The organism is Finegoldia sp. BIOML-A4, assembly GCF_009679635.1.
Lineage (GTDB): Bacteria > Bacillota > Clostridia > Tissierellales > Peptoniphilaceae > Finegoldia > Finegoldia magna.
Genome location: NZ_WKZC01000005.1, coordinates 76,780 through 90,701, shown reverse-complemented (window position 1 = coordinate 90,701; position 13,922 = coordinate 76,780). Strand labels below are relative to the sequence as shown.

The 13,922-nt window shown below is 34.3% G+C and carries 18 protein-coding genes; 6 read left to right on the top strand and 12 right to left on the bottom strand.

The window, feature by feature from the left end:
- Positions 1 to 44: 44 nt before the first annotated feature.
- Complete coding sequence (locus tag GKG01_RS05555) at positions 45 to 1,634, bottom strand: potassium/proton antiporter (protein ID WP_154271760.1); 1,590 nt, start codon at positions 1,632 to 1,634, stop codon at positions 45 to 47.
- Between the two features lie 230 nt (positions 1,635 to 1,864).
- Here GKG01_RS05555 and GKG01_RS05550 point away from each other — a divergent pair, with 230 nt between their 5' ends.
- Both GKG01_RS05550 and GKG01_RS05545 read left to right on the top strand, forming a co-directional pair.
- Positions 1,865 to 2,404, top strand: a complete 540-nt coding sequence (locus GKG01_RS05550; RefSeq protein WP_094224088.1) for a rhodanese-like domain-containing protein — start codon at positions 1,865 to 1,867, stop codon at positions 2,402 to 2,404.
- Between the two features lie 69 nt (positions 2,405 to 2,473).
- The gene (locus GKG01_RS05545; RefSeq protein WP_154271759.1) at positions 2,474 to 3,595 is read left to right on the top strand and encodes a transglutaminase domain-containing protein; all 1,122 of its coding nucleotides are present in this window, start codon (positions 2,474 to 2,476) and stop codon (positions 3,593 to 3,595) included.
- 132 nt (positions 3,596 to 3,727) lie between these two features.
- Here the strand turns inward: GKG01_RS05545 and GKG01_RS05540 are convergent, their stop codons facing one another.
- From GKG01_RS05540 to GKG01_RS05530, 3 genes are read right to left on the bottom strand one after another with little or no spacing between them, the layout of a single operon-like run.
- Positions 3,728 to 3,874, bottom strand: a complete 147-nt coding sequence (locus tag GKG01_RS05540; protein WP_002835918.1) for a YvrJ family protein — start codon at positions 3,872 to 3,874, stop codon at positions 3,728 to 3,730.
- 9 nt (positions 3,875 to 3,883) lie between these two features.
- The gene (locus GKG01_RS05535) at positions 3,884 to 4,102 is read right to left on the bottom strand and encodes a DUF2922 domain-containing protein (RefSeq protein WP_102164470.1); all 219 of its coding nucleotides are present in this window, start codon (positions 4,100 to 4,102) and stop codon (positions 3,884 to 3,886) included.
- Between the two features lie 11 nt (positions 4,103 to 4,113).
- Positions 4,114 to 4,299, bottom strand: coding sequence for a hypothetical protein (locus GKG01_RS05530; RefSeq protein ID WP_154271758.1), 186 nt, complete (start codon positions 4,297 to 4,299; stop codon positions 4,114 to 4,116).
- A gap of 107 nt (positions 4,300 to 4,406) precedes the next feature.
- Here GKG01_RS05530 and GKG01_RS05525 point away from each other — a divergent pair, with 107 nt between their 5' ends.
- From GKG01_RS05525 to GKG01_RS05510, 4 genes are all read left to right on the top strand, one after another.
- A complete protein-coding gene (locus GKG01_RS05525; protein WP_154271757.1) occupies positions 4,407 to 4,805 on the top strand; it encodes a DUF3139 domain-containing protein in 399 nt (132 codons plus the stop codon).
- Between the two features lie 9 nt (positions 4,806 to 4,814).
- The gene (locus GKG01_RS05520; RefSeq protein WP_154271756.1) at positions 4,815 to 5,249 is read left to right on the top strand and encodes a DUF3139 domain-containing protein; all 435 of its coding nucleotides are present in this window, start codon (positions 4,815 to 4,817) and stop codon (positions 5,247 to 5,249) included.
- Positions 5,250 to 5,411: 162 nt separating this feature from the next.
- The gene (locus tag GKG01_RS05515) at positions 5,412 to 6,068 is read left to right on the top strand and encodes a YoaK family protein (RefSeq protein WP_154271755.1); all 657 of its coding nucleotides are present in this window, start codon (positions 5,412 to 5,414) and stop codon (positions 6,066 to 6,068) included.
- On the top strand, positions 6,068 to 6,712 hold the full coding sequence (locus tag GKG01_RS05510; protein ID WP_154271754.1) for a DUF3841 domain-containing protein: 645 nt from the start codon (positions 6,068 to 6,070) through the stop codon (positions 6,710 to 6,712). Before GKG01_RS05515 ends, GKG01_RS05510 begins: the two co-directional genes overlap by 1 nt.
- 281 nt (positions 6,713 to 6,993) lie before the next feature.
- On the opposite strand, the gene GKG01_RS05505 is transcribed toward GKG01_RS05510, so the two are convergent.
- The 8 genes from GKG01_RS05505 to gyrA all read right to left on the bottom strand — a co-directional run bounded on the left by GKG01_RS05505 (position 6,994) and on the right by gyrA (position 13,918).
- Positions 6,994 to 7,218, bottom strand: coding sequence for an LPXTG cell wall anchor domain-containing protein (locus tag GKG01_RS05505; RefSeq protein WP_241684747.1), 225 nt, complete (start codon positions 7,216 to 7,218; stop codon positions 6,994 to 6,996).
- A 73-nt stretch (positions 7,219 to 7,291) separates the two neighbouring features.
- Positions 7,292 to 8,650 (bottom strand): class II fumarate hydratase, encoded by a 1,359-nt coding sequence (gene fumC / locus GKG01_RS05500; protein ID WP_154271753.1) that lies wholly within the window; start codon positions 8,648 to 8,650, stop codon positions 7,292 to 7,294.
- A 13-nt stretch (positions 8,651 to 8,663) separates the two neighbouring features.
- A complete protein-coding gene (locus GKG01_RS05495; RefSeq protein WP_154271752.1) occupies positions 8,664 to 9,437 on the bottom strand; it encodes an ABC transporter permease in 774 nt (257 codons plus the stop codon).
- 1 nt (position 9,438) lies between these two features.
- Positions 9,439 to 10,050: an ABC transporter ATP-binding protein gene (locus GKG01_RS05490; protein ID WP_154271751.1), complete on the bottom strand. Its 612-nt coding sequence runs from the start codon at positions 10,048 to 10,050 to the stop codon at positions 9,439 to 9,441.
- A complete protein-coding gene (locus GKG01_RS05485; RefSeq protein WP_094224074.1) occupies positions 10,051 to 10,827 on the bottom strand; it encodes a SigB/SigF/SigG family RNA polymerase sigma factor in 777 nt (258 codons plus the stop codon).
- A 4-nt stretch (positions 10,828 to 10,831) separates the two neighbouring features.
- Positions 10,832 to 11,176, bottom strand: coding sequence for an anti-sigma factor (locus GKG01_RS05480; protein WP_154271750.1), 345 nt, complete (start codon positions 11,174 to 11,176; stop codon positions 10,832 to 10,834).
- Positions 11,176 to 11,487 carry an STAS domain-containing protein gene (locus tag GKG01_RS05475; RefSeq protein ID WP_035109375.1) on the bottom strand — a complete coding sequence of 104 codons (312 nt, stop codon included), beginning with the start codon at positions 11,485 to 11,487 and terminating at the stop codon, positions 11,176 to 11,178. The genes GKG01_RS05480 and GKG01_RS05475 overlap by 1 nt, the downstream gene beginning before the upstream one ends.
- 10 nt (positions 11,488 to 11,497) lie before the next feature.
- On the bottom strand, positions 11,498 to 13,918 hold the full coding sequence (gene gyrA, locus GKG01_RS05470) for a DNA gyrase subunit A (protein WP_154271749.1): 2,421 nt from the start codon (positions 13,916 to 13,918) through the stop codon (positions 11,498 to 11,500).
- Positions 13,919 to 13,922 lie beyond the last annotated feature (4 nt).

Here is a 13,922-nt window from a genome sequence, read left to right as displayed (position 1 = left end):
ATTATATCAGAGTTTATATCAAATGTTCACAATTAACAAAATATTTACAATCTTACCGTTTCTTTTAGAATAATCAACTTATCCCCAACGTTAAGCGTAACATTGCCCGTAGGAACAATGATTTCGCCGTTCTTTGATTGAATCATAACCACAAGTTCAGAATCAATCATGTCGATATCCTTTAACTTCTTACCATTCCAGTTGTTTTTGTCGCTGATTGTGATTTCAACCAAACCGTAACCTGTCGGATCAAAATAAGATTTGCCGCCAATTACAACAGTGTCATCTGCACAAATCACAGTATCACCACGTGGAACTATAAGTTTGTTATCTCTTATAATTTTTGCAACAATTATATCGAAGTGAAGCCCAATCTCGCTAACCTTTTTTCCTACAAGTTCACTGTGCTCATTTATTTTCGTTTCGATAAAACCAACATCGCTTTTAGAACTGTAGTAGTTGAAAGTTTTAAGAACAGTATCGTCAGGATCAATCATATCAGTTTTCTTGCAAATAATCGGGAAGAGCGATCCTTGAATTAAACAAGACAACAGACAAATCACGAAAATTATGTGGAACAAATCCACAGATAACTTTGCATTACTATTGATAACCATAATAGCAAACGCAATCGCAGCCGCTCCTCTGAATCCTGCCGCAGAAATTACAATAAGTTGATTCTTCTTGTATCCAAAAGGTTTCAAAAGCAGAATACTTGCCAATGGTCTTGCAATAATTGTGATAAAAACCATCACCAAGAAAGCCACAGGAACAGCCTTCACGATGTTTTTAGGATCTGCCAAAAGCCCCAGCAAAAAGAACAAACCAATCTGCATTATTCCCGAAAAACCGTCGAAGAAGAACACAACCTCTTTCTTCCTATAATATTCCAAATTTCCTATCATAATTCCCAGTACATACACTGACAAGAACGCATTTCCTCCCAAATTCTTGCTAATAGCAAAAGTTAGAAGTGCGCAGGAAATAATCAGAACAGTGAACAGACCGTCTTGTGAGAAATCTATCTTAAAAATCAATTTTTCTGTTAATTTTGCCATCAAAAAACCAATCAACAGCCCAATTCCAACTTGAAGCAAAATCAGTTTGAACACAGAAGTCTTAGACCCCATCAAAATCGACAAGAAAATCATAGTCATAGTGTAAGCCGTCGGGTCGTTGGAACCACTTTCGATTTCAAGCATTGATGCAGTGGAGTATTTAAGGTTCAAATTCTTGCTTCGTAAAATCGAACTCACCGAAGCAAAATCCGTGGAACCTACAACGGATCCCAAAAGCATGGATTCCACAAAACTGATTTTAAGTATAAAATAACAGAAAGCTCCCGTAAGAACAGATGTCAACACAACACCTGCACTTGCCATGATAACTCCCTGTGTTGTCACTGGTTTTGCCATTTTCAAATTTGTACCGAAACCACCGTAGAACATAATAATCAAAAGCGCAACGCTTGAAAACTCGTCCACAAATCTGTAATTATTGAAATCTTTTCCGAAAAAATTAAACGATATTCCTAAAATAATAAACAATAGAAACGACGGAATACCATATCTATTTGAAAATTTAACAGCCAAAAGCGCCAACAAAAGCACCACTGCCACGATTAAAATATACATAAATCCTCCTTGGGAAATTGATAGTAAAACGTTAAATTAATTATAGTATATCATAATCGTAAATTGATTATTTGTATAAAAAATCTATTAATTGTATGTCATTTATAGAAAATGACACAAATTTACCCTGAAAACAGCCCATTTATAAATTATTTCAATAAATAAAACTCAAATTTTCTGAAATTTTACGATATAATAAGTATATAGAATATTTTAGGAGGGATTACATAATGAAGAAATTCATTAAAGCTTTGACATTATTTGCCATGATTTTAGTATTGGCAACTGGCTGCCAAAAAGCTGCTCCTGGAGCTGATAACAAAGGTCCTGGAACTGCAAAAGATGGTAACGAACAAAAAATTGAAACTGCAAGTATGAAACTTGTAAATGCTGTCAACAAGGGTGGATATGAACTTGTATCTACAGAAGATTTGAATTCATGGATTGACCAAAAGAAAGACATGGTTATAGTGGATACTATGCCAGCTAAATCTTTTGACAAAAACAGAATTCCTGGCGCTGTAAATGCAGAATTGCCTATGAAAGCTGACGAATTAAAACCAGAACAAAAAGAAGCTTTCTTGAAAGCTTTGGGCGAAGATAAGAACAAAACTGTAGTTGTATATTGTGGTTTTGTTGGTTGTGCTAGAAGTGATGTCGGCGCAGTTATCGCAAAAGAAGCTGGATTTACAAATGTATATCGTCACCCAGGTGGAATTGTTGCTTGGATGGATGCAGGATATAAAATCGAAGGTTCTGCAGCAAAATAAGATATTTAATTGGGCAATATTTCATATATTGCCTAATTTTATGTAAAAATATATAAAGGGGGATGTTTTTTGAAAAAAGCATTAAAGATTTTACTTTTATTGGTATTTGTGGTTAGTTTATCAGCATGTGCTAAGAATAATACACAAGAAACTACTGAAACTAAGAAGGAAGAAACTGCAAAGGAAGACACTAATAAGGTAGAAATCAAAAAAGAAGAAAAGAAGGAAGAAAACTTCGCAGAAAGAAAAGGAACTTTGACAACAAATGTTGATTTGTCAAAATACGATAAAGGCAAATCTGTAAAATTGTGGTTACCAATTCCACAAGATTCAGAATACCAAAAGATTTCTAACGTTAAGGTGGATTTGGATGAAGCTCACGCTAAACAACAACAAACTACTGACAAGTTAGGTAATAAGATGCTTTATGTTGAATGGGACAATGAAGCAACTGATCGTAAGGTTTCACTATCATTTGATGCTGAACGTAAGGAAATCAAAAGAGGAGAACTTACTGAAAAAGAAGACCAAGCTAAAAAAGACGAACTTAAAGAATTCTTACAACCAAACAGCATGATGCCTGTTGATGGTAAAGTAAAAGAACTTGCTGACAAAATCACTGAAGGTAAGACTACTGATTTAGACAAAGTAAAAGCAATTTACGATTGGACTATCGCTAATATGAACCGTGACGAATCTGTAAAAGGTTGCGGTACTGGTGAAGTTGAAAAATTATTGGATATGCCACAAGGTAAATGTACTGACATTCACTCAGTTTTCGTAGCTTTGTGTAGAGCAGCTGGCGTTCCTGCTCGTGAAATCTTCGGTGTAAGAATGAGCAAGAAAGAATCTGATGATGAAACTAAAGGTCAACACTGCTGGTCTGAATTCTACCTTCAAGGTCAAGGTTGGGTTAAAGCAGATCCAGGCGATGTGTTGAAAGCTGTTTTGAAACAAAATTTAGACAAATCTGATGAAAAAACAAAAGAACTTGCCGATTATTATTGGGGTGGAATGGATTCATTGCGTGTAGCATTGACTACAGGTCGTGATCTTATTCTTGAACCAAAACAAGACGACAAACCACTTAATAACTTCGGTTATCCATACGCAGAAGTAGAAGGAAAAGCTCTTGATTATTACAATCCAGCAGATTTTGAATACAACATCAAATTTGAAGAAGCAAAATAAATTGTAAATTTAAGTAAGAAAATCGGCTCTTAATGAGCCGATTTTTTGTTTGTAACGTAAAAAACGGTAAATCTCGTATGAGACTTACCGTTTTGTTAGAAAAATTTTAGGAAATGATATATGAAATTAAGGTTATCTGTTTAAGTTAGTGAGGATGGCGTTGAGCTTTTCAATGGAGATTTTGATGTCTTCTAATCTGGATTCAACTCTAATTAGAAGAAATGCTGTCACTGAAATGGGAAAGCCGACGTTACCGACAAAACTTAAGAATTCGTCCATTTGTTATCCTTATTGTATATTCATTGGTTTCTTATCTACAGTTACGATATCTGCTGATATTTTCTTGTTGTAGACAGCTTTTTTGCCAGTGAATACTTCTGTTTGTAAGATTTGATCCATTGCGTTTTTGATTTCTTCATCAGTTTTTGCACGATCATAGTTTGTTAAGTTGATAGTCATTGTTTCATTTGAATCATTGCCTATTTTGATTTGTAAATATTCTTGCATTTAAATACCTCCTAAAGTTCTGTTTCTTCTACTACATACGCGTGTTTTTCATCAGAATCTACTAATGAATTGATTGCAGATGATGCAGTTTTTAAGTTTTCGTTAGTAACACCTGATTTTAAGTTACTAAATGTCTTGGAACTTTTCTTTTGTGTTCCGTTTACATCATTTACTGAAGTGATTTTTAATTTTTTCATTTTCACTCCCCCTTTCATTTATACATACATTTGTAGGAGAGTTATTACTATTCTGATTTGAAAAATTTGGGTATAATGTAATTAACACAAGAAAGGTTGTGAAATTTATGAAAAGGTTATTTAAAATCCTACTTACAATTGTAATCGTCTACTTAATTGTTGGATGGACTGTTAATCATCCAGTTCAATATTTTTGTGGAAAGCACAGGTTGTATTCTTTCATGGAACAGCAAGGAACTAATAAAGATAATATTTTGAAGATTTCATCAAGCTATAATTATAAAACTGGAGATTATGATTTTGATGTGATTTTTAAGGATGATCCATTGGTTGAATATAATTATAGTTATCATTTGACTAGTTTTAGATTGTCTAATTTGCCGTATTTGTTTGAAGATACCAACAAAATCAGTGTTTATATTTACGAATACGCTACTGGAAGTCCAATTGGTAACACTTATTTTAAAAAGGCAAAATACATGAAATACACTGATGGATGGTATTAGGAGGTAAATATGAAAAATAAATTATTCAAATTTATCAAAATAGTGATCTGTATTTTCGTGATTTACAATGTTGTGTGGTGGGTTGTTGATCATCCAATTCAAAACCATTTCGCAAACAAAAAACTAGACCAAGTCCTCGCTTTGCAAGGAACCGATAGATCCAACATAAAATTAATAGAACAATATAATTATGCAAGTAAGAACACTACATGTTTTACGATATATTTCAAAGATGATCCCAATACACAATACGAGTACCGATATTTCTTGTACTCCAATGTTTATTTGAATCCTAGAAAAAACAACTACAACAAAATGTTTTGTTTTGCTTATGATAAAAAATTAGAAAAAGAAAAAAATATGATAGACAATCACAACTACCTTGCAAGAAAGCCGTTTGCTGATTATATTAAGTATCAAAAATGTCTAAACACTTGGAAATAATTCTCCACAAAACAAAAGCTCATCTAATAAGATGAGCTTTTTGTTTTTATAAATTGTAGTAGCGCGACCACTGCTGATAGGATGATGGCTACGTTGTAATCCAGTTGGTTTTTTCTATAAATGAAAAAATGGTATAATGTAATCAAATAAGCAGGTGATTTAATGACACAAAAATCTGAAAGTTTACAAATAATGTTCATACTAACACTAATCGGAGGATTCTTGGATAGCTACAGCTACGTAACCCGTGGAGGAGTGTTCGCATTCGCACAAACAGGAAATCTCGTACTACTCTCGATTAATATTTGCTACGGGAATTTGGACAAAATAGTGCGCTACGTTATGCCGATTATCGCATTCATTTTGGGAACAACTCTAGTTAGAATATTTGAGAAAAAGCACAAATACATGAAAATCGTACATTGGAGACAAGTTATCATAGTTTTTGAAGGAATAATCCTCGCATTAGTTGGATTTATCCCAGAAAATTTGAACAAATTAGCATGTCTTCTCATATCATTCGTATGCGCAATGCAAATCGAAGCATTTCGAAGATTCAACGGAGTCGATTTGATGACGACAATGTGCACAGGAAATTTGAAAAAAGCAACCGACAGACTCATCGACTACCTCTACACAAAAGATAACAACCTACTCAAAGCATCATTTACGACATATTCTGCAATCTTGATATTCATACTAGGTTGCATAATCGGAACACTCACATCCATTGTCTACTCAACAAAATCAATACTCATACTTCCTGTCATAATACTAATCGCATTCATCATAATGCACGAAACAGAAAGGAACAAATAATGAAACAAATGAAAAACCCAAATGAAACAAATGGATATGTAATGCTTTACACAATGCAAGACAAAAGATCACTAGACGTATTAAAAAAAGAAAAAAGATTCATCAACAAATTGGAATACGCAAGTGAACATTTGGGAGACATCTATGAGTTTTTCAGAGAAAAATACACCTATTTTGTCAAACAAGCAGAACAAATCGTCCCAAAACCTGACGATGTAAAACTACCAATATGGTGCTCAGTCAGTAACAAAAACTGCATGAAACCAGACGAAAACTCCGTAGCTTATTGCCTCAAAGTACCCGCAGAAAAAATCGTCTATCTAGATGGAGCAAAATGGGACTACGTACTCAATAACCACTACGTACCATTAAATGAAGAAGATTTGAAACAGTACTACAAATATTTAAAAGATAACAAAATGCCCAACCCGTTTCTAATAGGCTCCGAAGACTACAGATATTTGTATCCTGAAGAATACAAAAAAATATATGAAAGCTACAAACGAATCTTCGACATCGATGAATGGAACATCTTCGCAGTCCAAGGAAACATCTGGGAAATCACAGAAGACATGATAGTCAAAGTATACTACCATGACGACCCAATAGATATATCAGAAGAAAATTTAATAGATTATTTGTAAAAATCTTAGACAATTAAGTCTAAGATTTTTTTGTTGATAAAATAAAAAAGCAGTTAAGCCTTATTGCTAAGAATATCATACGGAGAAAATTCAAGTTGTTTCAAATCGAAGAAACCCGGCTAAAATTTGACCGCCGAACGTAGTGAGCTTCAAATTTTAGGGTTTCAAGATTTAGAAATCACGAATTTTTGTAGTCTAGATATTCGTGCAATATGCTTAACTGCGTAAAACTTACCTACGTTAGCAATTACATTACTAACCCATGTCAGCAATGTAATTGCTTACTTCTTTTCTCTTTTTTTAAAAAACACAAAAAATGCACCAGTAATTATTATTAAACAAGCGATGCTTATTAAAATATGCTCGTTGTCTATGCCTGCTTTTGGCAAAGTTTGTGTACTTGCCAAAATTATGTTATTTTCTGTTTGAGCGTAGCTTATGTCATATCCAATATACATCAGAAACGTCATCACTGCTACCACATATATCGTTAATTTCTTTTTCATATTCTCCCCCCATTACCCTCATACTTATTATATATTTTATATTATTATTTTTCAATATAAAATATTTTTTTAACTAGCACATTTTTGTAGGGTCGACGTATTCGTCAAATTCTTCTTCTGTTAGAATTTCCAAATCAAGGGAAGCTTGTTTAAGTGTTGTGTTGTTTTTGTGTGCATATTTTGCGATTGTACTAGCTTTGTCGTAGCCAATTTTGGTATTAAGGGCAGTGACTAGCATTAACGAATTGTTCAAATAATAATCTATTACTTCTCTGTTTGCTTTGAGTCCTCTTAGACAATTATCTGTAAAAGATTTTGTAGCATCTTTGATTAGTCGTACTGATTGCAACGCGTTATATATAATCACAGGCATATATACGTTTAGTTCGTAATTTCCTTGGCTTGCTGCGACTTGAATTGTAGTGTTGTTGCCCATTATTTGTACACAAACCATAGTCAATGCTTCTGCTTGTGTTGGATTTACTTTGCCAGGCATGATTGATGAGCCCGGTTCATTTGCAGGAATTGATAATTCGCCGATTCCACATCTTGGGCCACTCGCCAAAAATCTCACATCATTTGCTATTTTCATCAAATTATTAGCAAGGGCTGTGATTGCTCCATGAGTATAGCTTATTGCATCTTTTGATGTAAGTGCGTGGAATTTGTTTTCTGCAGTGACGAATTCTCCTTTTGTTTGGGCATTTATTTCATCTACTACCATTTGGTCGAATCCTTTAACTGCGTTGAGTCCTGTTCCCACAGCTGTAGCTCCAATTGCAAGTTCGTTTAACGCTTTGCTTGCTTCAATGATGTGTTGTTTACCTTTTCTAATCATGAAAAGCCATCCCGATATTTCTTGTGACAATCTTAGAGGCACTGCATCTTGCAAATGTGTACGTCCGATTTTGATGATATCTTTGTTTTCTTCCATCAATGTTTCCAAGACTTTTTCAGTGTTTTCTAATTCTTCGATTAGTTCTGAATCAATCATGTGTTTAAGTGCAATGTGGATTGCAGATGGGAATGTGTCGTTGGAGCTTTGTGATTTGTTCACATCATCGTTTGGATGAATTATGTTCTCCCCATACTTTTTGTTTGCGATATGAGCGATGACTTCATTCACATTCATGTTGGATTGCGTTCCAGATCCAGTTTGCCACACAGCTAGTGGAAATTCGCTGTCATGTTTGTGATCCAAGATTTCATCACATGCACCCACAATCAAATCCTTCTTTTCGTCTGTAAGTTTTCCCAATTTGTTATTAGAAATCGCACACGCTTTTTTTAATCTTGTTAGCGCTTTGATGACTTCAAGTGGCATTTTTTCTGTTCCGATTTTAAAATTGTTGAAACTTCTTTGAGTTTGTGCTCCCCACAAAACATCGTCACTTACTTCGATTTCACCGATAGAATCCTTTTCAATTCTCATTTTTTTCCTCCAATTATAATTCAAAATTTATTTGTTCTCTATTATTAATCAAACTTTTGTATCCCAAATAAAGCGACAAAAAACTTGCAATGTTGACACTAGCACAGATGGCTATCATCACAGAAATTTGATAAATTATCGCAGTGTTTGGGCTAACTCCGGATAGAATTTGTCCTGTCATCATTCCAGGAAGACTTATAATTCCCATCGCAATCATACTGTTCAAATTCGGTAGTATCGCCATTTCTACGGATTGATTGACAATAGGAATAAGCGCTGTGTCTGCACTTACTCCCAAATTAATTAACGTTGTGATTTTGTTTTTGTTTAGTTTAAGATTTTCGTTTAAGTAATTTACTCCCAAATTCACAGCCGTCATTGTGTTTCCGAAAAGCATCCCAGAAATTGGAATCGCATATTGTGCATCCAAAATCGGTTTTCTGATTACAAATCCCACGTAGAAACATTCCACGAGTAATCCTGAAAATAATATGCTAAATCCTATAATCGCTTTGAATTTGTCAGATAAATGATTTCCTTTGAAAACTTTTAAACTGCTGAATGTCGCCATTACCAATATGTAAATTATAACAAATAAATTGTTGTTCGCATTTATCACATAAGTTAGAATGAAACCTGCGATTATAAGTTGCACAGTCATACGAACACTTGCTACAACTAGCATTTTTGTTTTGTTGATACGACATTTCTTCATTACGAATAACACAACTAACAAAAGCAAATAAATCAGAACGAACCTAGTCCATGGTATTTTAATTATTCCCATTTTATTCTCCCAAATCGATTATTTTATCTGCAAATTCGTCCACCAATTGTCTAGCGTGACTCACAACTACAAGTGTGATGTCGTTGTGTTTGCAATAATCCACGATATTTTTCATCATATCAAATGCAGTCTTATTATCCAACGCACTTGTCGGCTCATCCAATAACAAAACCTCAGGATCTAAGCTAAGTGCAATAGCCAAGAACACCCTTTGCTTTTCTCCTCCGGAAAGTTTCTCAACATTGAGGTTCAAATCGACATCGAAGTTTGTAATTCTGAGAAATGTAGCAATCTCTTCGTCAGTTAATTCTTCTAAATCGCGTAGCTTGTAAAACTCATGGAAATTCTCTCTTATAGTCATATCAAACAAGAAATTTTCCTGGGAAGTCATTATGATGTTTCTTCTCAATTCAACTGGTTTGATATTCAAAATATTTTTATCTTTGTAGAAAATTCTGCCCGATTTCAGTTGTAATGTGTTGTTGATAAGTTTGAGAAGAGTGGATTTGCCACTTCCACTCTTACCCACAACGAAAACTACTTCGTTTTTATCTATAGAAAAATCATCGTACTCTTTGATGAATTTAACATTTTCAAATCTCAAAATTTCCATTTAAAATTCCAGTTGCTCCTTGAGTGACGCCTTGAATTTTTTGAGAATTTTCTTCTCCATTCTGCTGACAGTCATTTGCGAAATATCCAATTCCTCTGCAATCACGATTTGTGTTTTCTTATCAAAATATCTTCCAAGAAGAATTTTCTTTTCAACTTCGTTCAAATCCTCCATGCATCTGTTGATTAAATCCCTGTTTTCAAACTTCAGCATGTCCTTGTCTTCTTCTCCAATCAAATCGCTAAGATTAGTGTCCCTGTCATCACTTGATTGATCGATTGATTGATCCAATGATTGTGGAGCATACACCTTCGCACCTTCCAACACTTCCAACACTTCTTCGTTTGTTATCGACAAGTAATCTGCGATGTCTTCAACTGTTGGAGATTTTTGCATAGTTTGTGACAGATACGTCTTGGCGTTGGCAACTTTTTTGTTGAGTTCTTGAATTCTGCGTGGAACTCTGATGACCCAGCCTTTGTCTCTGAAATATTTCTTGATTTCTCCGACTATTGTAGGAGTTGCATAGGAGGAGAATTCGTAGCCTTTTGATGGATCGTAGCGGTCAATCGCAAGGATTAGTCCGATACATGCGACTTGGTACAAATCATCGTATTCGATTCCCCTTCCTGTGTATTTTTTAGCCAATATTTCAGCGATATACAGGTTTTTTTCAACGAGAGTATCCCTTGTTTTCTTGTCTCGTGTTTCTTGGAATTTCAAGAATAATTCTTTAATATTCTCCTGTTCTTCTTTACTAATTGATTTATTCGCCATAATATTATTTCCTATTCTTGATTACTTTTATCTCACTTCCATTGATTTCGTATTCATCCATTAAAGATTGGATAATCATTTCCGATATTTTATCCTTTTCGTTGTTTTCACGTGGATTAAATCCATCTAATTTGAAGATTAGTGTTAAAGACTCATCGTCAATAGTCATTGTACAGTCGATGATTTCGGATCTGTTTCTTTGCAAATTCAAGCATTCACTCGCACACAATTTGATATCTTCAATATCGTCTACTGAAAATCCACACTTCATCGCAATGAAAGATGCTGAAAGTCTTATAAGAGATACATTTTCTTTTTCATTTTGAAAACTTAATCTGAATTCTTCCATTATATCTCCTTTATTACGAAAATCTTGTCCATTTCAGTTATCGTGAACACTTTATTGACGTGTTTTTTGATGTTGTCAATGTAGATTTTGTGGTTATTATCTCTTAGTTCGTTGTACACTTTTATCAAAGCACCAAGTCCTGTTGAATCTATAAATGAAAGATCTGTCGCATCAATTCTGATGTCTTTTGGATTTTTCTTGTATTCTTCCAATAAATCATCTCTGAATTCGTCGCAAGTGTTAATGTCCAAATCACCTTGGATTCTTACAATTATTTCGTCTTTTGTGACTATATCGTAGTTTAATTGCATAATTTTCTCCTTATTCTTCAAAATACTTAGCTACAGCTACTATCGCATCTTCGCCCTTATCTGTATTTTTCAATAATACACCAGATGTTGATCTTGAAAGTGTAGATATTCCTTTCGCTTTAATTCTGATAACCTCAGCTTTTTTGCTAATCAAAAGTATCTCATCTTCGTTTTTCAATGCCTTAGCACACGCTACATCTCCTGTTTTCTTGGCGATTTTGTAAGTTCTGATTCCCTTTCCACCTCTGTTTTGAGTAGTGTAGTTGGATAATTCAGTCTTCTTACCGTAACCATTTTCACTGATAACTGCCAAGAATTCATTGTCTTTTACCAAATCAAATGAAATAACTTCATCGTCTTTGTTAAGCGTTATAGCCTTTACCCCGATAGCATTTCTGGATAAATCTCTCAATTGATCCACATTAAATTGCAAACTCATACCTTTTTTAGTGACTATAATTACATTTTCATTTTTTTCGACAAGTTTAACATCGATAAGTTCGTCACCTTCGTCAAATTTTATAGCTATGATACCAGTTTTTCTGATATTTTCGTACAAATCCAACGAAGTCTTCTTCACTTTACCATTTTTAGTGATAAATATTATAAATTGATCGTCTTCTTTGTCTTTATCCAATGCCAATACTTGTGTAACACTTTCATCGGCATCGATTTGGATTAGGTTAATGATGTTGGATCCTCTAGCAGTACGACTTGCTTCTGGCACTTCGTAAGCTTTTAGTGAGTAAACTTTTCCTTTATTAGTAAAGAACAACAAATCTTGATGAGTTGTAGTTGCGAACATATCTTTGATGAAATCTCCATCTTTCATTCCCATTGCATTAACACCACGTCCACCTCTGTGTTGAACTTTGTATGCATCGGTTGAAATTCGTTTGATGTAGCCTTTGTTAGTGATAGTAATAAACATGTCTTCTTCTTCTAGAAGTTCCATATCTTCAAAATCACCGTCATCTCTTAGAATTTTAGTTCTTCTGTCGTCTGAATATTTTGTTTTAATTTCTGTCAATTCGTCTTTGATGATTCCTAATAACATGTGTCTGTTATTCAAAATTTCTGTCAATTGTTCAATCAATGCGCTCAATTCGTCAAATTCATTTTGTAGTTTTTCTTTTTCCAAACCTTGTAATCTTTTAAGTCTCATATCCAAGATTGCTTGGGCTTGAATTTCTGAAAAACCAAATCTTTGCATCAATTTTTCAAGCGCATCATCATAACTTGTTCTTATGATGTGGATAATTTCATCGATATTGTCGATTGCTTTCAACAATCCTTCCACTATGTGAATTCTCGCCTTCGCCTTGTTCAAATCAAATTGCGTTCTTCTTCTAACGACTATTTCTTGGTGAACAAGATAATGGTCGATTAGTTGTTTCAAATTCAATACTTTTGGAACACCATTTACAAGTGCAAGGTTAATTATCCCGAATGTAGTTTGCATTTGAGTGTATTTGTACAAGTTATTAAGCACGATATTTGGATTGGCATCTCTTTTTGTTTCGATGACAATTCTCATACCTTTTCTGTCCGATTCATCTCTCAAATCGCTAATACCTTCTAGTTTCTTTTGTTTTACAAGGTCTGCGATTTTTTTGATTAGATTGGATTTGTTAACTTGGTAAGGAATTTCTGTGACGATTATTTTGTATCTTCCCTTTGATTCCTCAATCCTAGCTTCTGCTCTTAGTTTGACTTTTCCACGTCCTGTTGTGTATGCATTTTTGACTTCTTCAAGTCCCATGATGTTTCCACCTGTTGGAAAATCGGGAGCCTTGATGTGTTTCATCAATTCTTCTATTGTAATATTTGGATTGTCGATTGATGCTATTAATGCATCTATAGTTTCACCCAAATTGTGTGGAGCCATATTTGTCGCCATACCAACAGCGATTCCGCTGGATCCATTTACGATTAAGTTAGGAAATCTAGATGGAAGTACAACTGGTTCTTGTTCTTCACCGTCATAGTTGTCTTGGAAATCAACAGTGTCTTTGTTGATGTCACGCAACATTTCAAGTGATAGTTTTGCCATACGCAATTCTGTGTAACGAGGTGCGGCAGCTCCGTCACCGTCGATTGAACCGAAGTTACCTTGACCATCTACAAGTGGATATCTCATGTTGAAATCTTGTGCAAGTCTTACAACTGCATCGTAGATTGCACTGTCACCATGAGGGTGATACTTACCCATTACTTCCCCTACAAGTCTTGCAGACTTGGAGTATTTTCTATCTGGGAACAACCCTTGTTGTTGCATTCCGTAAATTATACGTCTGTGAACAGGTTTTAATCCGTCTCTTACATCTGGAAGTGCACGTGATACAATTACACTCATAGAATAATCCAAATATGCACTTTCCATTTCTTTTTTCAAATCAGCTGGTTTTATATTGATTTTTCTTTCTGTCATATTA

What these genes read in the sequence shown, in the direction of transcription:
- GKG01_RS05555 (WP_154271760.1), bottom strand. Translation starts at nt 1,634, where the DNA reads ATGTATATTTTAATCGTGGCAGTGGTGCTTTTGTTGGCGCTTTTGGCT.
- GKG01_RS05550 (WP_094224088.1), top strand. Translation starts at nt 1,865, where the DNA reads ATGAAGAAATTCATTAAAGCTTTGACATTATTTGCCATGATTTTAGTA.
- GKG01_RS05540 (WP_002835918.1), bottom strand. Translation starts at nt 3,874, where the DNA reads ATGGACGAATTCTTAAGTTTTGTCGGTAACGTCGGCTTTCCCATTTCA.
- GKG01_RS05535 (WP_102164470.1), bottom strand. Translation starts at nt 4,102, where the DNA reads ATGCAAGAATATTTACAAATCAAAATAGGCAATGATTCAAATGAAACA.
- GKG01_RS05530 (WP_154271758.1), bottom strand. Translation starts at nt 4,299, where the DNA reads ATGAAAAAATTAAAAATCACTTCAGTAAATGATGTAAACGGAACACAA.
- GKG01_RS05525 (WP_154271757.1), top strand. Translation starts at nt 4,407, where the DNA reads ATGAAAAGGTTATTTAAAATCCTACTTACAATTGTAATCGTCTACTTA.
- GKG01_RS05520 (WP_154271756.1), top strand. Translation starts at nt 4,815, where the DNA reads ATGAAAAATAAATTATTCAAATTTATCAAAATAGTGATCTGTATTTTC.
- GKG01_RS05515 (WP_154271755.1), top strand. Translation starts at nt 5,412, where the DNA reads ATGACACAAAAATCTGAAAGTTTACAAATAATGTTCATACTAACACTA.
- GKG01_RS05510 (WP_154271754.1), top strand. Translation starts at nt 6,068, where the DNA reads ATGAAACAAATGAAAAACCCAAATGAAACAAATGGATATGTAATGCTT.
- GKG01_RS05505 (WP_241684747.1), bottom strand. Translation starts at nt 7,218, where the DNA reads ATGAAAAAGAAATTAACGATATATGTGGTAGCAGTGATGACGTTTCTG.
- fumC (WP_154271753.1), bottom strand. Translation starts at nt 8,650, where the DNA reads ATGAGAATTGAAAAGGATTCTATCGGTGAAATCGAAGTAAGTGACGAT.
- GKG01_RS05495 (WP_154271752.1), bottom strand. Translation starts at nt 9,437, where the DNA reads ATGGGAATAATTAAAATACCATGGACTAGGTTCGTTCTGATTTATTTG.
- GKG01_RS05490 (WP_154271751.1), bottom strand. Translation starts at nt 10,050, where the DNA reads ATGGAAATTTTGAGATTTGAAAATGTTAAATTCATCAAAGAGTACGAT.
- GKG01_RS05485 (WP_094224074.1), bottom strand. Translation starts at nt 10,827, where the DNA reads ATGGCGAATAAATCAATTAGTAAAGAAGAACAGGAGAATATTAAAGAA.
- GKG01_RS05480 (WP_154271750.1), bottom strand. Translation starts at nt 11,176, where the DNA reads ATGGAAGAATTCAGATTAAGTTTTCAAAATGAAAAAGAAAATGTATCT.
- GKG01_RS05475 (WP_035109375.1), bottom strand. Translation starts at nt 11,487, where the DNA reads ATGCAATTAAACTACGATATAGTCACAAAAGACGAAATAATTGTAAGA.
- gyrA (WP_154271749.1), bottom strand. Translation starts at nt 13,918, where the DNA reads ATGACAGAAAGAAAAATCAATATAAAACCAGCTGATTTGAAAAAAGAA.